The organism is Kitasatospora sp. NPDC001119 (genome assembly GCF_053598475.1).
Genome location: NZ_JBSFKI010000009.1, coordinates 152699 through 169708, shown reverse-complemented (window position 1 = coordinate 169708; position 17010 = coordinate 152699). Strand labels below are relative to the sequence as shown.

General features: G+C 74.6%; 13 protein-coding genes and 2 pseudogenes. 1 reads left to right on the top strand and 14 read right to left on the bottom strand.

The window, feature by feature from the left end:
- Positions 1-39: 39 nt before the first annotated feature.
- The gene (locus ACWDD9_RS13940) at positions 40-681 is read right to left on the bottom strand and encodes an alpha-ketoglutarate-dependent dioxygenase AlkB (protein ID WP_049650653.1); all 642 of its coding nucleotides are present in this window, start codon (positions 679-681) and stop codon (positions 40-42) included.
- A gap of 175 nt (positions 682-856) precedes the next feature.
- Here ACWDD9_RS13940 and ACWDD9_RS13935 point away from each other — a divergent pair, with 175 nt between their 5' ends.
- On the top strand, positions 857-1375 hold the full coding sequence (locus tag ACWDD9_RS13935) for a universal stress protein (protein ID WP_074004506.1): 519 nt from the start codon (positions 857-859) through the stop codon (positions 1373-1375).
- Between the two features lie 7 nt (positions 1376-1382).
- Here the strand turns inward: ACWDD9_RS13935 and ACWDD9_RS13930 are convergent, their stop codons facing one another.
- The 13 genes and pseudogenes from ACWDD9_RS13930 to ACWDD9_RS13870 all read right to left on the bottom strand — a co-directional run bounded on the left by ACWDD9_RS13930 (position 1383) and on the right by ACWDD9_RS13870 (position 16765).
- A complete protein-coding gene (locus ACWDD9_RS13930; RefSeq protein WP_449811713.1) occupies positions 1383-3008 on the bottom strand; it encodes an amidohydrolase in 1626 nt (541 codons plus the stop codon).
- On the bottom strand, positions 3005-3865 hold the full coding sequence (locus ACWDD9_RS13925; RefSeq protein WP_449811712.1) for a PaaX family transcriptional regulator: 861 nt from the start codon (positions 3863-3865) through the stop codon (positions 3005-3007). Before ACWDD9_RS13925 ends, ACWDD9_RS13930 begins: the two co-directional genes overlap by 4 nt.
- 156 nt (positions 3866-4021) lie before the next feature.
- The gene (locus tag ACWDD9_RS13920) at positions 4022-4774 is read right to left on the bottom strand and encodes a maleate cis-trans isomerase family protein (RefSeq protein WP_049650649.1); all 753 of its coding nucleotides are present in this window, start codon (positions 4772-4774) and stop codon (positions 4022-4024) included.
- Between the two features lie 31 nt (positions 4775-4805).
- The gene (locus tag ACWDD9_RS13915; RefSeq protein ID WP_449811711.1) at positions 4806-5720 is read right to left on the bottom strand and encodes a fumarylacetoacetate hydrolase family protein; all 915 of its coding nucleotides are present in this window, start codon (positions 5718-5720) and stop codon (positions 4806-4808) included.
- A gap of 17 nt (positions 5721-5737) precedes the next feature.
- On the bottom strand, positions 5738-6901 hold the full coding sequence (locus tag ACWDD9_RS13910; RefSeq protein ID WP_387828793.1) for a cupin domain-containing protein: 1164 nt from the start codon (positions 6899-6901) through the stop codon (positions 5738-5740).
- Positions 6898-7869 (bottom strand): carbon-nitrogen hydrolase family protein, encoded by a 972-nt coding sequence (locus ACWDD9_RS13905; RefSeq protein WP_049650647.1) that lies wholly within the window; start codon positions 7867-7869, stop codon positions 6898-6900. Before ACWDD9_RS13905 ends, ACWDD9_RS13910 begins: the two co-directional genes overlap by 4 nt.
- A gap of 68 nt (positions 7870-7937) precedes the next feature.
- Positions 7938-10328 carry an oxidoreductase gene (locus tag ACWDD9_RS13900; protein ID WP_449811710.1) on the bottom strand — a complete coding sequence of 797 codons (2391 nt, stop codon included), beginning with the start codon at positions 10326-10328 and terminating at the stop codon, positions 7938-7940.
- A pseudogene (locus ACWDD9_RS13895) lies at positions 10325-10669 on the bottom strand (acyl-CoA thioesterase); the annotation flags it as partial. The gene ACWDD9_RS13900 and the pseudogene ACWDD9_RS13895, both read right to left, overlap by 4 nt.
- Before the next feature lie 75 nt (positions 10670-10744).
- Positions 10745-12352, bottom strand: a pseudogene (locus tag ACWDD9_RS13890) (AMP-binding protein); the annotation flags it as partial.
- Between the two features lie 228 nt (positions 12353-12580).
- A complete protein-coding gene (locus ACWDD9_RS13885; RefSeq protein WP_449811709.1) occupies positions 12581-13609 on the bottom strand; it encodes a hypothetical protein in 1029 nt (342 codons plus the stop codon).
- A 182-nt stretch (positions 13610-13791) separates the two neighbouring features.
- A complete protein-coding gene (gene adhP, locus ACWDD9_RS13880; protein WP_074004513.1) occupies positions 13792-14805 on the bottom strand; it encodes an alcohol dehydrogenase AdhP in 1014 nt (337 codons plus the stop codon).
- Between the two features lie 143 nt (positions 14806-14948).
- Complete coding sequence (locus ACWDD9_RS13875) at positions 14949-15446, bottom strand: GNAT family N-acetyltransferase (protein WP_049652045.1); 498 nt, start codon at positions 15444-15446, stop codon at positions 14949-14951.
- Complete coding sequence (locus ACWDD9_RS13870; protein WP_449811708.1) at positions 15446-16765, bottom strand: DUF6271 family protein; 1320 nt, start codon at positions 16763-16765, stop codon at positions 15446-15448. The genes ACWDD9_RS13875 and ACWDD9_RS13870 overlap by 1 nt, the downstream gene beginning before the upstream one ends.
- Positions 16766-17010 lie beyond the last annotated feature (245 nt).

Sequence of the window (17010 nt, the reverse complement as noted above, 5' to 3'; positions counted from 1 at the left end):
GGCGAACGGGTGGCAAGCGGGCGTCCCCGGCGACGATGCCTAGGACACCCCGTGCGGCCGGAACTGGACGCTGATCCGCGGGCCCACCGGGCGGGCCGTCTTGGGGATCGCGTGCTCCCAGGTGCGCTGGCAGGAGCCGCCCATCACCACCAGGTCCCCGTGGCCGAGCGGGTGGCGGACGACGGTCGTGCCGCCGGACCGGGGCCGCAGCGCCAGGGTGCGCGGCTCGCCGACGGAGAGGATCGCCACCATGGTGTCCTCGCGGGCGCCGCGCCCGATCCGGTCGCCGTGCCAGGCCACGCTGTCCCGGCCGTCCCGGTAGTAGCAGAGTCCGAGGGTGCGGAACGGCTCGCCCAGCTCCCGGGCGTAGTGGTCGCTCAGGGCGGCCCGGGCCAGGCCGAGCACCGGGTGCGGCGGTTCGGCGTGCGCCGGGTAGGAGGCCAGCAGGCGCGGGACGTCGACCGTCCGCTCGTACATCTCGCGGCGTTCGGCGCGCCAGGGCACGGTGGCGGCCAGCTGTTCGAACAGCTCGTCGGCCCCGTGCAGCCAGCCCGGGAGCAGGTCGAGCCAGGCGCCGTCGCCGAGCGGCTGCCGTCGCAGGCCGTCGAGCGGGCCGAGGCGGACGCCGCCGCGGTCGGTGTCGTCGAACAGCGAGGGCTGGAGGTGGACGGTGCCGTGCATGGGGTCAGCGTACGCCCTTGTTCGAACAGGTGCTCGAATATTGCGCCCAGGGCATGGGTATGCCGAGCGATGCACGGTGATATTCAGTTAATGCCTTCGATTTGCAGGCCAAATTGGGAGTGTGGCAACCTAATCGCAGACATTGAAGAGTTTTGACATCGGAAAGTGAAGGATCATGTCGGACGGCGCCCGCGTCATCGTCGGAGTCAGCGGCTCCCTGCACAGCCTGACCGCCCTGCACCGGGCGGCCGAGGAGGCCCGGGTCCGGCAGGCGGTGCTGGTGCCGGTGCTCGCCTGGACGCCGGTCGGCGGCGAGCGCAACTACCGGGCCCGGCCGTGCCCGCCGCTGCTGCGCGCCTGGCAGGAACTCGCCGAGGCGCGGATGGCGAGCGCGCTGGAGCAGGCCTTCGGCGGTCTGCCGATCGGCGTGCCGGTGCGGCCGCTGGTCGTGCGCGGCGATGCCGCCACGGTGCTGACCGGGCTCGCCGACCGTCCGGGCGACCTGCTGGTGGTCAGCACCGGCGAGCAGGGCGGCCTGCGGGTCAGGCTGCGCGGGCTGACGCGCCGCTCGGTCACCCGGCAGTGCCTGGCCCGGGCCCGGTGCGGGGTGCTCGCCGTTCCGCCGTCCACGCTGCACGAGGACCTGCGCGCGCTGCACCGCGGCATCGACCTGCGGGAGCTCGCGGCGGCCTGACGGTTCGTCAACTCCGGTGCGTGGTGCGGCCGTCGACCACCGTGCGGGTGGGGCGGAGGTCGCGCAGTGCGTCCACCGGGCAGTCCAGCGGATCGACCGGCCACACCGTGAGGTCGGCGAACATCCCCGGCCGCAGGCTGCCGCGCACCGCGCTCTCGCCGGTCAGCCGGGCCGCGTTCACGGTGTGCAGGGCGACCGCCTCGGCCCGGCCGATCGCGTGCTCCGGGCCGACCACCCCGGCCGTGGTGCCCCGGGTGGTCATGCCCCAGACCGACACCATCGCGCCGTACGGGCCGACCGGGAAGTCCGAGCCCCCGGTGATCAGCGCGCCCTCGTCCAGCCACTCGCGCAGCGGGAAGAGCGCGGCGGTGCGCTCCTCGCCCCAGGCCCGCTGCTGGGTGAGCGCGCCGTCGTGCAGCAGCGGGTGCTGGACCGTCACCGGGATGCCGAGGGCGATCGCCCGGGCCCGCTGTCCGGGGCGGGCCAGGCCGCCGTGCTCGACCACCAGCGTGCCGGGCGGCAGGCCGGGGCGGCGCGCGGCCACCTGCTCGAAGACGTCCAGCAGCACCCGCAGCCCGCGGTCGCCCCAGGCGTGCACGCCGACCCGCCAGCCCCGCCCGACCACCCGGTCCACCGCCGCGAGCAGCTCGGCCGGCTCCCAGAGCAGCCGGCCGTGGTAGCACGGCTGCCCCTGGTAGGGCTCCTCCACGGCGCCCGCCTCGAAACCGCCGTCGATGCCGAACTTGACGCCCCACAGGCTCAGTCGGCCGTCGTCCCGGCCGGCGGAGCGCCAGGCGTCCATCCGCTCCAGCAGTGCGTCCACCTGCTCCGGCGTGCGGGCGGCGAAGCCGGAGACCAGCGCCCGGACCCGGACGGCCAGGGCGCCCCCGGCCCGCGCGGCGTCCAGCACCTCCAGGTCCTCGACCGGGACCAGGCAGTCGCGGACGGTGCCGATGCCGGTGGCGGCGAAGTCGGCGGAGGCGGCGCGCAGGCCCTCGATCCGCTCCGCGAGGGTGGGGCGCGGCAGCACTTGCTCGACCGGCTCGACCGCCCGGTCGACCAGCCGGCCGGTGAGCCGCCCGTGTCGGTCGCGCTCGATCACACCGCCGGGCGGTGCCTCGGTGGCCTCGGTGATCCCGGCCAGCCGCAGCGCGGCCGAGTTGAGCACCATGTTGTACGCGCCGCGGCGCACCAGCACCGGGTGGTCCGCGGTGGCCGCGTCCAACTCCCCGGTGGTGGGCATCCGTTGCTCGGCCAGCAGCACCTCCTGCCAGTTGACCGTGGTCTGGATCCACTCCCCGGCGGGGGTGCGGGCGGCGCGCTCGCGGATCAGGGCGAGGAACCCGGCCAGGTCGTGGGCCCGGTGGACGGGCACGCCGTGGACGCTGTGCCCGGCCATGACCAGATGGGTGTGGGTGTCGTCGAAGGCGGGCAGCACCGTAGAGCCCGGGGCGTCCACCACCTCGGTGGCCGGGCCGACCAGGGCGTCCAGGCCGTCGGGCGCGGGGGACAGGGCGGTGATCCGGCCGCCGGTGACGGCGACCGCCCGGCGGGGCGGCTCGCCGGGCACCAGGGTGTGCACGGCGGCGGCCCGGATCAGCAGGTCGGCGGGGACGGGGGCGGGGTCGGTCATTGCGGCTCCTGGATCGCCGGACGCACCTGGGGGCGGGACAGCCCGGTGACCTTCTCGACGTACCGAAGACTGGGCTCGGCGAGCAGTCCGTGCAACTCGGTGAACACCGCGCGGGCCGGCACCGCGTTCCAGTCGGCGGGCAGCAGCTGCGCGGGCAGCCCCGGGTCCAGGTACGGCAGGCGGCGCCACTGGGTGAGCATCGGCACGTAGGCGCGGAACGCCTCGGCCGGGTCGACCGGCGACCGGTCGCGCCGCTCCTCGGCGGTCGGGTGCCAGGCGTCGGCGAAGGCCGCGTACTGCGCCTCGATCGCCGGGAGGTCCCACCAACTCGCCACCGCCGTCCGGAGATCGGCGAAGCCGGCGTACTCGGCGGAGAGGAACAGGTGGACGTAGGCGCTCAGCCCGAGCCGGTCCAGCAGCCGGCGGGCGTCCGGCAGCAGCCGGGCGGGCGCCAGCCAGACCCCGGGGGCGGCGTTGCCGAAGCCGAGCCAGCTCAGCCGGGAGCGCAACTGGTGGCGGTGGGCGCGGGCGGACTCGGGCACCGAGAAGACCGCCACCACCCAGCCGTCGGCGAGTGCGGCGGGCTCCAGGCTGTGGAAGATCCGCCGGTCGCCCTCCTCGAAGACCGGCTCCACCGCCGGGGCGAGCCGGTAGCCGGTTCCGCCGCGGCGCTCCTGGAGCAGGGTGCCGGCCTTCTTCAGCCGGGACGTCGCCGAGCGGACGGCCGGGCCGTCGACGTCCAGCTCGGCCAGCAGGGCGATCAGGTCGGCGATGGATATCCAGCCGCCGAGGCGGCGGACGAACTCGCCGTAGACGGTGTTGATCAGGGAGCTCGGCCGGGGTGCGTTCTCGGACATGCGCGGGCCCTCCTCCCCGGCGACTGGTGGCGATCATAACGAGGGTGCGGGACATCGGAAGGGTCTTGCCGATCTTTGCCGGATGCGCCGATCCGGCGGGAAGCGCACGGAACACCTGCTACGGGTGACGCCTCCTGCGCGGACCGCTACCGCCCGCTACGCGTAGGCGCCGGAGAGCAGGGTCCCGGCCCCGGGGGCGAAGGCGGGCAGGCCGAGGGCCCGCAGCAGCTGGTGGGTGGTGCAGACGGCGGCCGAGACCACGGGCTTGCCGAGCTGCTGCTCGGCCTCCTCGACGGCGGACAGCGAGGGCAGCTGCACGCAGGCCGAGAGCACCACGGCGTCCGCCCCGGCGTGGGCGAGCCCGCGGGCGATCGCGGGCAGCCGGGCCGGGTCGTGGGCGGCCACGTCGAGGTTGTCGGCGATCTCCAGGGCGGCGTGGTCGAGCACCTCGATGCCCTCCGCGGCGAGGTACTCGACCACCGTCCGGGCCAGCGGCCGCAGATACGGGGTGACCATCGCGACCTTGGCGGCCCCGAGTTCGTGCAGCCCGGCGACCAGGGCGCCGGCGCTGGTGACCACGGGCGCGGGGGCGCCGTTCTGGATGGTGCGCAGGTGCAGCCGCCGCTCGGCCTCGCGGTGGTAGCCGTGGCCGGTGGCCATCACCGCGACCAGGCAGGCGTAGCCGAGCACGTCCACCCGGGCGTCCGAGAGCTCGGCGGCGCAGCGGTCGGACTCGGCGTCCATGGCGCGCAGTTGCTCGGGGGTGACCCTGGTCATCCGCATCCGGCTGGAGTGGAAGGTGAACCGCTCGGGGGCGACCGCCTCGCGGGCCCGCAGCAGGGCGGGGACCTCGGTCTCCATGGTGACGTTGGAACTCGGGACGATCTGGCCGATCCGGTAGGTGGTCATCGGGCGGACGGTCCTTTCCGGTCGGGGCTGGTCAGCGGGCGTCGACCACGGGGTTGGCGAGCGTGCCGATCCGCTCGATGGTGGCCTCGACGAGGTCGCCGGGCTGGAGGAACCGCGGGGGCACCATCCCGGCGCCGACGCCCGAGGGGGAGCCGGTGGCGATCACGTCGCCCGGTTCCAGGGTGACGCCGGAGGAGATGTTGGCGATCAGCCGGGCGACGCCGAACAGCATGTGGCGGGTGTTGGAGTCCTGCCGCGGCTCGCCGTTGACCTTCAGCGAGAGGTCGAGCCGCTGCGGGTCGGGGATCTCGTCGGCGGTCACCACGACCGGGCCGAAGGGGGCGTAGCCGTCCTGGCCCTTGGAGAAGAACCACTGGCCGGAGCGGCGCTGGTCGCGGGCGCTGATGTCGTTGACGATGCTGTAGCCGAACACGTGCCGCAGCGCGTCCGCCTCGGCCACCCGGAAGGCGGGCGCGCCGATCACCACGGCGAGTTCGCACTCCCAGTCGAGCTGCTTGGTGAGGTCGGCGTTGTGCGGGATGGGCCCGCCCGGGCCGGTGACGGCGGTCGAGGGCTTGCCGAACAGCACCGGGCGGTCGGGGAGTTCGCGGTCGGTGTCCAGGGTGCGGTGCGACTCGGCCACGTGCTCCACGTAGTTGAGGCCGACGCCGACGATCTTGCCGGGGCGCAGCGGCGCGCACAGCGAGACCTCGGCGAGCGGCCTGGTGGCCGGGGAGCCGGCGAGCAGCTCGCGGACGACGGCCAGGGCCGGTTCCCCGGCGCGGATCAACCCGAGGAGGTCGGGCGGGAGTCGAACACCGGCGGCGGAGGCCAGGGAGGTCAGGTCGGCGACCCGGTCGCCGTCGAGCCGGGCGCCGAGGCGCGGGGCGGCTGCGGCTTCGGCGGTGGCAGCGGGGTCGGCGATTCGGAAGGTCAACAGGTGCATGGCGGTGGGGCTCCTGGTCAGGCGGTGGTGGTGGGCTGCTGCCCGTCCGGGTGGGCCTCTTCGCGGTGGAGGCCGAGCGAGTGCATCACCGGGAAGTCGTTGAAGGAGAACAGGCAGGCGTCCTCGCCCTGGTCGAGGTTCGCGTGCTCGTGCCAGGCCCAGGACGGGACGACGAAGACGTCCCCCCGCTGCCACTCGAAGCGGTGGCCGGCGATCACCGAGACGCCCCGCCCCTTGGCCGCGGTGTACACCACCGAGCCGGTGTGCCGGTGGGCGCGGGTGGCCTGGCCCGGTCGCAGCAGTTGCAGGTGGGCGGACATGGTCGGCATCACCGGGCCGCCGGTGACGGGGTTGGTGTACTCCATGACCACGCCGTCGAAGGGCGATCCCTCGGTGGCGCGGGCGAGTCGGCAGAGCGCGTGGTAGCTGGGCTCCCAGGGCCAGCCGAACAGCGGCGAGTAGGGGCGGGTCCACTTCTCGACGCCGTACGGCAGCAGGTTGCCGCCGTAGCTGAGCAGCGAGGAGTCGGTGACCGGCCCGGGCCGCTGGTACAGCTCCGGGTGGACCTCGTAGAAGTTGGCGTCGAGGGTGTTGACCAGCGGGATGTCCAGGCCGTCCTGCCAGATCACCGGGGCGTCGTCGGCCTCGTTGCCGTGCTCGTGCCAGGTGTTGTTCGGGGTGATCGCGAAGTCGCGCGGGCCGACCTTGAGCTTCTGCCCGTCCACGACGGTCCAGGCGCCGGTGCCCTCGTGGACGAAGCGCAGTGCGGAGGCCTGGTGGCGGTGCGCCGTCATCGCCTCGCCGGGGCCCATGATCTGCAGCCCGGTGTACAACAGGCCTACGGCGGCGCTCAGTTCGCGGCGGCCGGGGTTCACCAGCATCACCACCCGGCGCCCGGCGTCGTCGGCCTTCACCAGGGGCAGGGCCTTGTGCACCAGCGGGCGGAGGTCGGCGTAGCGCCAGAGCACGGGGACGGACCTCGGCTGCGGGTACCAGGGTTCGATCTCGTTGGCGACCGTCCACAGGGCGCCGGCCTGGTACTTGGCCAACTCCTCGTAGTAGGCGAGCAGTTCCGGGCTGTCGGTGACCCTGGCCCGGCCGATCCGGTCGTCGTCGTGACTGTCGTAACGGTCCTGGTCGTCGTGACCGTCGTGGCCGGGGGTGCGTTCGGGACTGGTCATGCCTCCTCCTCGGGGAACACCAGCGGCCGCAGCGGGCGGTTGTCCACGTGCAGCCGGAAGACGTCGAAGCGGTTGTAGTGGCCGACGATGTCGTGCATCTGCCGGGGCTGGACGCAGCGGCCGAGGTCGATCTCGGCGTAGACGATGCCCTCCTCGTCCACCAGCGGTTCGGTGACGGCACGGCCGTCCGGGCCGAAGATCCCGGACAGGGCGCTGTGCGGGCGGGCGAGCTGCTTGCGGAGCCGCGGGTCGTCGCCGGCGATCAGGTCCACGATCTCGGGGGAGACGGTGGAGCAGGAGACGACCGAGAACACCTTGCCCTCGAAGCAGTGCGCGGCGGTGCGCAGGGCGATGGAGTCCGCCATGTCGTAGTCCTCGGGGCCCACCGGCAGCGCGATGTAGCAGGCGGCGTGGACGAGTTCGCCCTGGGCCAGCAGCGTGAAGCGGGCCAGCGGGTTGGTGTTCTCGCCGCAGGCCAGCGCGCCGAGCGGGCCGACGGCGGTGGGGTGCACCGTGAGGGTGCTGCCGTCGCCCTGCCCCCAGGTCAGCTTCTCGGCCCAGGTCGGCACCAGCTTGCGGTGCACGCCGAGCAGTTCGCCGTCCGCGCCGATGATCAGCAGGGTGTTGTACAGCGGTCCGAGGCCGGGCCGGCCGCGTTCGTTGACCCCGATCACCAGCACCACGCCGGCCTGCCGGGCCGCGGCCCGCAGGGTGTCGACGTACGGGCCGGGGACGTCCACGGCGGCCCGGTACAGCCGGTCGTACCAGGGCGAGCCCTGCACCGGGTTCATCGTCCAGTTCCAGTACGGGTAGCCGGGCACGAAGACCTCGGGGAAGACCACCAGTTCGGCGCCGTGCCCGGCCGCCTCGTGGATCAGCGCGACGGCCTTGTCGACGGTGGCGGCCGGGTCCAGGTAGACCGGGGCGGCCTGGACGGCGGCGGCGGTGAAGCGGGGCAGGTCGGGCATGGTTCCTCGTCCCTCCTCGGGGGCTGCGGTGGGGAACGCGACGGCTTCTCGAGGGGCTCGGGCGCCGCTCACGGATGGTCCGGTGACCAGCGGCGGTGGACGGGCGGGGGCGGCTCGCGCAGCAGGTGCAGGCGCGGGGCGACCCGGTCGGCGTTCGGCCCGGGCGGCTTTCGGCTGCCGGCCTGCCAGGGTTCGGGCCAGCGGGCGCCCGGCCCGGTGTGGTTCCGCTCGGCGGCGGCGTGCAGCGTCCAGAGCGGGTCGTACAGGTGGGCGCGGCCGACCGCGACCAGGTCGGCGCGGCCGGCCAGCAGGACGGAGTCCGCGTCGTCGAACCCGGAGATGGCGCCGACCGCGATGGTCGGCAGGCCGGTGGCGGCGCGGACCAGTTCGGCGAACGGCGTCTGGTAGCCGCGCCCGTACGGCGGCCGCTGGTGCGCCACCACCTCGCCGGTGGAGACGTCCAGCGCGTCCGCCCCGGCCCCGGCGAGCGCGCGGCCGATCGCCACGGCCTCCTCCTCGGTGGTGCCGCCGGGCGCCCAGTCGCTCGCCGAGATCCGCACCACCAGCGGCCGCCCGGCCGGCCAGACGGCGCGCACCGCCGTCAGCACCTCCAGTGGCAGCCGCAGCCGGTGGGCGAGCGGACCGCCGTAGCGGTCGGTGCGGCGGTTGGTGAGCGGGGAGAGGAAGGAGGAGAGCAGGTGGCCGTGGCCGAACTGGAGCTCCAGCACGTCGAAGCCGGCCCGGGCGGCCCGCTCGGCGGCGGCCGCGAAGTCCGCGGTGACGGCGGTCAGTTGGATGTCGTTCGCCTCGTGCGGCACCGGGCTGCCGGTGTCCCAGGGGAGGGCCGAGGGGGCGATCAGCGGCCAGCCCTCGGCGAGCGGGCGCCCGACGCCGTCCGGTCCGGGGACGGCGGTCGCGCCCCGGCGGCCGGCGTGGGTGAGCTGGATGCCGAGCGGGGTGTCGCTCACCGCCCGTACGGCGTCGACGAGTCGGCGCCAGGCGGCCTCCTGGTGGTCGGCCCACAGGCCCGGGCAGCGGTCGGTGGCCCGGCCCTCGGGGCTGACCGCGGTCATCCCGGCGATCACCAGCCCCGCGCCGCCGAGCGCGTGGCCGGTCAGTTGGGCGCGGTCGAAGCCGCTGGGCAGCGCGTCGGGGGAGGTGAAGGTGGCGAGCGGGGGCACCACGACGCGGTTGCGCAGTTCCAGCGCGCCCAGTTTCAGCGGCCGGAACATCGGCGGCACCCCGGGCGAGCCGCCGAAGGCGGTGTCCACGGCGTCCACGAAGGCGGGGTCGCGGGCCCGCAGGTTGCCGTAGGTGACCCGCCGGCTGCGGGTGAGCAGGTTGAAGGCGAACCGGTCGATCCCCTGCCCGGTGCGCCGCCCGATGGTCTCGAACCATTCCAGGCTGGCCTGCGCGGCGCGCTGGGTGGACTCCACCACCGGGCGCCGCTCGGCCTCGTACCCGGCCAACGCCGCGTCCAGGGTGGGCTGTTCGCTCAGCGCGGCGGCCAGGGCGAGGGCGTCCTCCAGGGCGAGCTTGGTGCCGGAGCCGATCGAGAAGTGCGCGGAGTGCGCGGCGTCGCCGAGCAGGACCACGTTGCGGTGGCGCCAGCTCGCGTTCCGGACCGTGGTGAAGCGGATCCAGCGGGAGGCGTTGGGGATCAGCCGGTGGCCGTCCAGGTGCCCGGCGAGCAGCTCGGCACAGCGCCGCACGCTCGCCAGGTCGCTCTCGCCGCGCGCCGACTCCCGTGCGGCGAAGGCATCGAAGCCGGCGCGGTGCCAGGCGTCCGCGGCCGCCTCGACGATGAAGGTCGAGCGGGTGGCGCTGTACGGGTAGGCGTGCACCTGGAGGACGCCGAAGTCGTACCGCTCGACGATGAAGGTGAAGGCCTCGAAGACCTTGTCGGTGGCGAGCCACATGTAGCGGCAGTGGCGTTCGTCCAGGTCGGGGCGGAAGCTCTCGGGGTGGGCGGCCCGGGTGCCGGAGCGGATTCCGTCGGCGGCCACCACCAGGTCGTACTCGGCGGCCAGTCGGTCGACGGGCGGCGCCGGGGTGCGGTAGCGCACGTCCACCGCCAGCTCGGCGCAGCGCTGTCGGAGGACGGCGCGCAGCCGGTTGCGGTCCAGGGCGGCGAAGCCGTGGCCGCCGCTGGTGCGGACCTCGCCCGCGTAGCGGATGTCGATGTCGCTCCAGCGGGCGAACTCGGCGCTGATCGCGGCGAAGACGAGCGGGTCGGCCCGGGCGATGCCGTCCAGGGTCTCGTCGGAGAAGACCACGCCGAAGCCGAACTCGTCGTCCCGGCCGTCCCGTTCGAAGACGGTGATGTCCCGGTCGGGTGCCAGCTGCTTGGCCAGGGCGGCGAAGTAGAGCCCGCCGGGGCCGGCGCCGATCACCGCGATCCGGCGCACCGCCCGCGGAGCCGCGTCCGGTCGGCCCGCGCGGTCCGGTGCCGTGCTCATGCGAGCACCTCGGGCCGCTGCGGCCCCGCCTCGGCCAGCGTGCGGCGGACCTGCGCGGGCCACGGCTGGGAGCCCCCGTCCTGCGGCGCGGCGTGTACCACCGACATCCGCCCGCTCGCGGCCAGCCCGTGCGGGCCGTGCACCTCGAAGGCGTAGTGCAGGGAGGAGCCGCCGACCCGGACGACCCGCAGTTCGGTGCGGACGAGGTCGCCGAACCAGAGCCGTTCGCGGTAGTCGGCCTCGAAGTGCACCCGGGGTATCCGCCCGAACAGCTCGGCGAGCCCGAGCCGGCGCAGCAGGGCCGCCTCCGCCGCCTCGGCCCAGCGCTGCACGGCGGAGAAGTGGTAGTGCCCGGCGGCGTCGGTGTCGGACCATTCCACCCGGCGCTCGACGGTGACGCTGGCCGGGGTCAGCGCGGCCCGTCGGCGCAGCTCGGCGCGGTGCAGCTTGCCGGTCGCGGTGCGCGGCAGCTCGGGCACGAACTCGACCGCCCGCGGGTACTTGTAGGGCGCGATGGCGTGCTTGACGTGCTCCTGGAGCGCGCGGGCCGTCTCCGGCCCGGCCGGTACGCCCGCGCGCAGCACCACGTACGCCTTGACCACCGCGCCGCGCCGCTCGTCCGGCGCGCCGACCACCGCGCAGTCGGCCACGTCGGGGTGGGCGGCGAGCGCCTGTTCCACCTCGGGCCCGGCGATGTTGTAGCCGGAGGAGACGATCATGTCGTCGTTGCGGGCCCGGAACCAGAAGTAGCCGTCGCGGTCCCGGACGTAGGTGTCGCCGGTGAGGTTCCAGCCGCCGCGGACGTAGTCCAGCTGGCGCTCGTCGTCCAGGTAGCGGCAGCCGGTCGGGCCCTTGACGGCGAGCATCCCGGGCTCGCCGTCCGGCACCGGGCGGCCCTGCCCGTCCAGGACCGCGGCCCGGAAGCCGGGGACGGGTCGGCCGGTGGAGCCGGGGCGGATGTCCCGGCCGGCGGCCGAGACGAACACGTGCAGCAGCTCGGTGGCGCCGATGCCGTCGATCAGCCGCTGTCCGGTGGCCGTGTGGAAGGCCTGCCAGACGGCGGCGGGCAGCGGCTCGCCCGCCGAGACGCAGTGCCGCACCCTGGCCAGCCGGTCGGCCAGCCCGGCGGCCAGGATCGCCCGGTAGGCGGTCGGCGCGGTGAACAGCACGCTCACCCGGTGCCGGCGGACCTGTTCGGCGAGCTGCTCGGGGGTGGCCTGCTCTAGCAGCAGGCCGGCGGCGCCCGCCCGCAGCGGGAAGACCAGCAGGCCGCCGAGGCCGAAGGTGAAGCCGAGCGGCGGGGTGCCGGTGAAGAGGTCCTCGGGGGTGGGGTGGAGCAGGTGGCGGGAGAAGGTGTCGGCGATGGCGAGCACGTCGCGGTGGAAGTGCAGGGTGGCCTTGGGGCGGCCGGTGGTGCCGGAGGTGAAGGCGATCAGCGCGACGTCGTCGGCGGCGGTCGGGACGGCGGGGAAGCCGGCGGGCTTGGCGGCGCAGCGGGCGGTGAGGTCCTCGGGGCCGGGGCCGCCGTAGGGCAGGACCCGCAGCCCGGGGGGCCGGGCCCGGTCCAGCTCGTCCAGGAAGCGGTGGTCGCACAGGGCGAGGGCGGGCCGGGCGATGCCGGTGAGCTCGGTCAGCTCGGCGGCGCGCAGCAGTGGCATGGTGGTGACGGCCACCCCGCCGGCCTTCAGGACGCCGAGCCAACAGGCTGCCAGCCAGGGGGTGTTGGGGCCGCGCAGCAGGACCCGGTTGCCGGGGACGAGGCCGAGGTCCTCGGTCAGCAGGCGGGCGATCCGGTCTGCGTGGCCGCGCAGTTCGCCGTAGGTCCAGCTCCCGGTGGGGGTGAGCAGGCAGCGGCGGTCCGGGCCGAGGCGTTCGATGGTGTCGTCGAGTAGGGCGGCGGCGCAGTTCAGGCGGTCGGGGTAGGCCAACTCCGGGAGTTCGAAGAGGAGCTCGGGCCACTGCTCGAAGGGCGGGAGGTGGTCTCGACAGAACGTGTCCACGTGCGCCGAGGGTGAGAGCTCCATGGGCGGGCACCTCGTTGTGCGAGCGGGGAGTGAGGCCAGTATGGCGCTTCGGTGACGCCAGTCAAGAGAGCGATACACGCATTCGGGCGACGGCCCTGGTGGCGCTCCCCGGCGCCTCCGGTGCTCCCTGGCTCCTGGTCCCCGTTGTCGCCCGGCTCCCCGCTCGGGTCCGCGGTCCGGGACGGGCGGCAACCGGCCGTCCCGGACCGCCTCGACGGGACCGGACCGTCAGCTGCTCGCGCCGTCCGCGGCGGCATCGGGCGTGCGGCCCTCCTGCGCCTGCCGGGCACGCTCGGCGACCAGCTCGGCGAGGCCGGTGAACGCGGGCCCGGTGAGCTGGTCGCCCGACCCCTCCCCGCGCACGACGAGCAGCACGCTGCCGACCCTGGCCAGTGCCACCGCCGACGAGGAGCCCTGGACGCGGACGGCGCTCTGGTCGCCGATCCGCGGGACGGCCGCCGCCGGGTCGGTGCCGGCGGTCCGGTCGAGCGTGTGGTCGAAGGCGCGGGCGGCGGCCTCGGGGGAGGCGAAGGAGGCCACGCCGAACTCCACGGTCTGCGCCGAGGCCGAACCGAAGGTCACGGTGGCGGAGGCGAGTTGAAGGTCGCAGGAGTCCGGGAGCAGGCACGGCAGCCCGCCGCCCCGGGCGGTCCCCGCCGTCGGCTCCCGTCGCACCTGCCAGCCGCCCGGCAGCGCCCGCGCGTCGGGCAGCACCGCCCGGACCAGCGCCGGGTCGCCCAGCGGCGGTGCGGCGTGCGCCAGTCCGGGCCCGCCCGGCTTCAGCAGCGGACGCGAGCCCAGGTGGATGCCGATCGCGACCAGTGCGGCGATCAGCACCAGGGCGAGCGCCACCACGATGCCGGTGCCGCTCCGCCGGGCGGCGAGCGTCCGGGCGCGGGCGGCCCCCGGGTCGAGCCGCAGCTGGACGGTGGCCGGGTTCGCCGGCGGCGGCGTGGACGGCGGTCCGACCCGCAGTTGCACGGTGCCGGGCTCGCTCCGCAGCTGGACGGTCGGCGGGTCGGCCGGTTTCCCGAGCCCGGTGGTGGCGAGGTACCGCGCGAACGCCGGGTCCGCGGCCAGCAGGTGGTCGACGGCGGCGGTCAGCAGCGCCCGTGCCCGCGCGTCCCCCGGGCTCGCCTCCGCCGCCGTCAGCGCCCGGGCCCCCTCCGGCACCGTCCGCAACCGCGCCCGGACGACCTCCGCCACCGCCCGGTGCGGCCCGTCGCCCAGCAGTGCCGCCACCGCATCCGGTGCCAAGCCCCGGCCGTCCCCCATGGCAACTCCCCTTGCCGCACGAGTGGTTGCCCCCACGATCCCGGACCGGGGCCCGGTTCGTACCCATGCCGAACCGAACGGAGACGCGACTGAGACGCGATCCGGACGTAGCCGGGCGCGGCCCGTCGGCCGACCCGCGCCGTGGACGGGGGTGAGTGGGGGTGTCAGCGCAGGTCGAAGACCAGGCGGGCGGAGACCTTGCCGCTCAGGACCTCGTCGAAGCAGGCGTTCACGTCCTCCAGCCGGCGGGTCTCGCGGATCACCCGGGTGCGGCCGAGGGCGTGCAGGCGGAAGACCTCGGCGAGGTCCTCGCGGGTGCCGACGATCGAGCCGATCACCTTGGTGCCGTTCAGCACCGTCTCGAAGACCGGGAGTTCGAGCCTGCCCTCGGCCGGGAGGGCGACCAGGACGAGGGTGCCGCCGCGGCGCAGGGCGCCGTAGGCCGCCTGGAAGGAGGCGTTGCTGACGGCGAGGGCGATCGAGGCGTGGGCGCCGCCCAGGGCCTGGACCTCGGCCGCGACGTCCTGGGTGCGGGCGTCCAGGACGTGGTCGGCGCCGAGCTCGCGGGCGAGGGCGAGCTTGTCGTCGGTGACGTCGACGGCGATGGTCTCGGCGCCGAAGATCCGGGCGTACTGGAGGGCCAGGTGGCCGAGTCCGCCGATGCCGGAGACCAGCACCCGGGTGCCGGGCCGGGCGTCCGAGACCTTGAGCGCCTTGTAGGTGGTGACGCCCGCGCAGGACAGCGGGGCGGCGTCCAGCGGGTCGATGCCGTCCGGGACGGGGACGACGTAGTCGCCGTGCGCGAGCGCGTACTCGGCGTAGGCGCCGTCCACCGAGTAGCCGCTGTTGTGCTGCTGGAGGCAGAGCGTCTCCCAGCCGGAGACGCAGTGGTCGCAGCGCCCGCAGGCGTCCGCGAGCCAGGGGATGGCGACCCGTTCGCCCACCCGGACGTGCCGGACCTGGTCGCCGGCCGCCTCGACGATGCCGACGCCCTCGTGCCCGGGGACGAACGGCGGGCTGGGCTTGACCGGCCAGTCGCCGTGGGCGGCGTGGATGTCGGTGTGGCAGAGGCCGGAGGCCTCGATCCGGACCCGGACCTGGTGCGCGGCGGGCTTCGGTAGGGGGCGGTCCTCGACGGCCAGCGGTGCGGTGAAGTCGTGGACGACGGCGGCCTTCATGCGCTTCTCCCTCGGGCGTACGGACGGGTGCTGCCGGCGGCCGCGCGCGCGGGCGCAGCCGCCACCAGCTTCACCCGATGGGGTGATCTTCGCCGTCCGGACTAGGCCAAAAGAGTGGGCATGGGTCCAGGTATCCCCGCAGGTCAGCGCACCGGCATCGACATGTAGACGGCGCGCCGCCCGTAGGACGCGGGGACCGCCACCTCCCGGTGCGCGCGGTAGCCGAGCAGCCGCAGCAGGATGTCCGCCCCGCGCACCGCGACCATCGAGATCCGCTCGAAGCCCAGCTCCTCCGCCCGCTCCCGGAAGTGCCGGATGAACCCCAGCGCGACCTCCCGGCCGCGCAGGTCCTCGGCGATCACCAGGTCGTGCACGTGCAGGTTGCCCGACTCGTGCACCGCGTCCTCCGCCCGGGCGAGGTCCGGGCAGCGCAGCGGCGGGTACGGCAGGCTCAGCAGGTAGCCGCGGACCGTGCCGCCCTGCTCCAGCACGAAGCAGGTCTCCGGCGAGCCGAGGGCGCGGGACTGCAGCGCCTCCCGGCCCTCCGACAGGCCGTCGGCCGCGTAGGCGTCGTACTCCAGCGCGACCACGGCGTCCCAGTCGCCGTCGGCCAGGAGCCGGATCCGGAGGTCCTCGCCCACTAGGCCGGAACCTCCGAGGCGCCGAGCCCCTCCGCGCGGGAGGCGGCCACCAGTGCCGCCCAGGCCTCCACCAGCACCGCCCAGCGCTCGGCGTCCGCCCGCGCCTCGTCCAGCAGCTGCTGCCGCCGCTCGGCCACCACGTCCGCGAGCTCGGCGTACTTGCCGCCCAGCTTGCGGTAGGAGCGGTCCAGGACGTCCAGGCAGTGCTCGTTCCCGGCCCGGTCCCAGTCGACGCTGCCGCGCACCAGGTCGAGGAGCGGCTCGACCTTCAGCCCGTGCCGCTCGTCCAGCAGCCCGCGGCCGAGGTCGATCATCCCGCCGTAGACCGGGTACAGGTACAGCATCGAGAGCAGGAACTTGACGAACCGCAGCTGGTAGTTGACGAAGCCGGAGCCGGTGCGGCGCTCGGGCGTGTAGTAGTTGACGATGTGGCGGTTGTGGACGACGCCGGGCAGCCGGGAGTGGACCATGGCGTGCAGCAGGGCGTAGTCGCTGCCGATCGTCTCGATCGAGGGCAGCAGCGGCAGCACCTCGTAGGCCCGGTGGTCCAGGGCGATGTTGCACATGTAGACGTCCCAGATGTCGGGCACGCCGAGGACGGACTCATCGGTGGTGAACGGCTCGGAGCCGGCGCCCTTGAAGGAGACGTCCACCATCGCGTCCTGCTCCTCCTCCGACCACACCGGCGGGGTCCACAGGCGCACCACCTCGCGGTAGACGGCCGGGTCCAGCTCGTGGATCTCGCTGATGTCCACGTTGAGTTCGCCGATGAAGGAGCCGCTGACCAGCATCACCGGCTTGTCCGCGTCGGCCGGGTCGAGCTCGGAGCGGGACACGACGGCCGCCGCCTCGCCGGCCGGCCGGCCGATCGAGAGCAGCTCGTGGTGGATCGGGAAGACCTTCCGGCCGTCGACGACCTGGAAGTCGGCGTCGTCGTTGCGCAGGTGCGCCGAGGTGCAGTCCAGGGCGGCCGCGCCGAGGAAGAGCCGGTTGACGCAGGAGCCGTACGCGACGGCCGGCGGCAGCATCATGTCGAGCAGCAGTTCGGGGTCGGCGGCGCCGGAGCGCTCGGCCACCCGGCGCAGGAACTCCCGCTGCCGCGCCTCGCCGAGGTGGTGGACGACCACGCCGGGGGTGGGCTCCAGCGCGGCCACGGCGCCCGCGTTCTCCGCGAAGGCGACGGCGTCGGTGGTGTCGAGGACGAGCAGGTGCACCTCGACCCCGAAGGTCGCGACGGCGTAGGCCGCCTCCTCGGCGAGTTCCGCGATGGTGTCGGGGCAGGACCGCATGGTGGGCAGGGCGAGGCAGACTCTTTGCATGGTGCGGGTTTCTCCATCGGATCGTCAGATTCGGTGCAGTGATTGCCAGTTGAGCGCACAGGGGGATCCCGGACGGCGGCTCGGGCCGGTCTGCCGGACCACCGTGGACTAGACCACTTGTGAAGTCAACGATTGACAGCGGCGCCCCGACGGGGTGGAATGCGCCCCCTTCCGTGCGACCGGCCGTCCCCGCACGGGCGCCCGAATCGCACGCGAGGACGAAGAGCCCTCGCTGAGTCGAACGG

Excerpts from the sequence above, each read along its gene's own strand:
- ACWDD9_RS13900 (WP_449811710.1), bottom strand. The coding sequence starts at position 10,328 with ATGAGCACGGCACCGGACCGCGCGGGCCGACCGGACGCGGCTCCGCGG.
- adhP (WP_074004513.1), bottom strand. The coding sequence starts at position 14,805 with ATGAAGGCCGCCGTCGTCCACGACTTCACCGCACCGCTGGCCGTCGAG.
- ACWDD9_RS13930 (WP_449811713.1), bottom strand. The coding sequence starts at position 3,008 with ATGACCGACCCCGCCCCCGTCCCCGCCGACCTGCTGATCCGGGCCGCC.
- ACWDD9_RS13905 (WP_049650647.1), bottom strand. The coding sequence starts at position 7,869 with ATGCCCGACCTGCCCCGCTTCACCGCCGCCGCCGTCCAGGCCGCCCCG.
- ACWDD9_RS13925 (WP_449811712.1), bottom strand. The coding sequence starts at position 3,865 with ATGTCCGAGAACGCACCCCGGCCGAGCTCCCTGATCAACACCGTCTAC.
- ACWDD9_RS13940 (WP_049650653.1), bottom strand. The coding sequence starts at position 681 with ATGCACGGCACCGTCCACCTCCAGCCCTCGCTGTTCGACGACACCGAC.
- ACWDD9_RS13870 (WP_449811708.1), bottom strand. The coding sequence starts at position 16,765 with ATGCAAAGAGTCTGCCTCGCCCTGCCCACCATGCGGTCCTGCCCCGAC.
- ACWDD9_RS13910 (WP_387828793.1), bottom strand. The coding sequence starts at position 6,901 with ATGACCAGTCCCGAACGCACCCCCGGCCACGACGGTCACGACGACCAG.
- ACWDD9_RS13935 (WP_074004506.1), top strand. The coding sequence starts at position 857 with ATGTCGGACGGCGCCCGCGTCATCGTCGGAGTCAGCGGCTCCCTGCAC.
- ACWDD9_RS13920 (WP_049650649.1), bottom strand. The coding sequence starts at position 4,774 with ATGACCACCTACCGGATCGGCCAGATCGTCCCGAGTTCCAACGTCACC.
- ACWDD9_RS13915 (WP_449811711.1), bottom strand. The coding sequence starts at position 5,720 with ATGCACCTGTTGACCTTCCGAATCGCCGACCCCGCTGCCACCGCCGAA.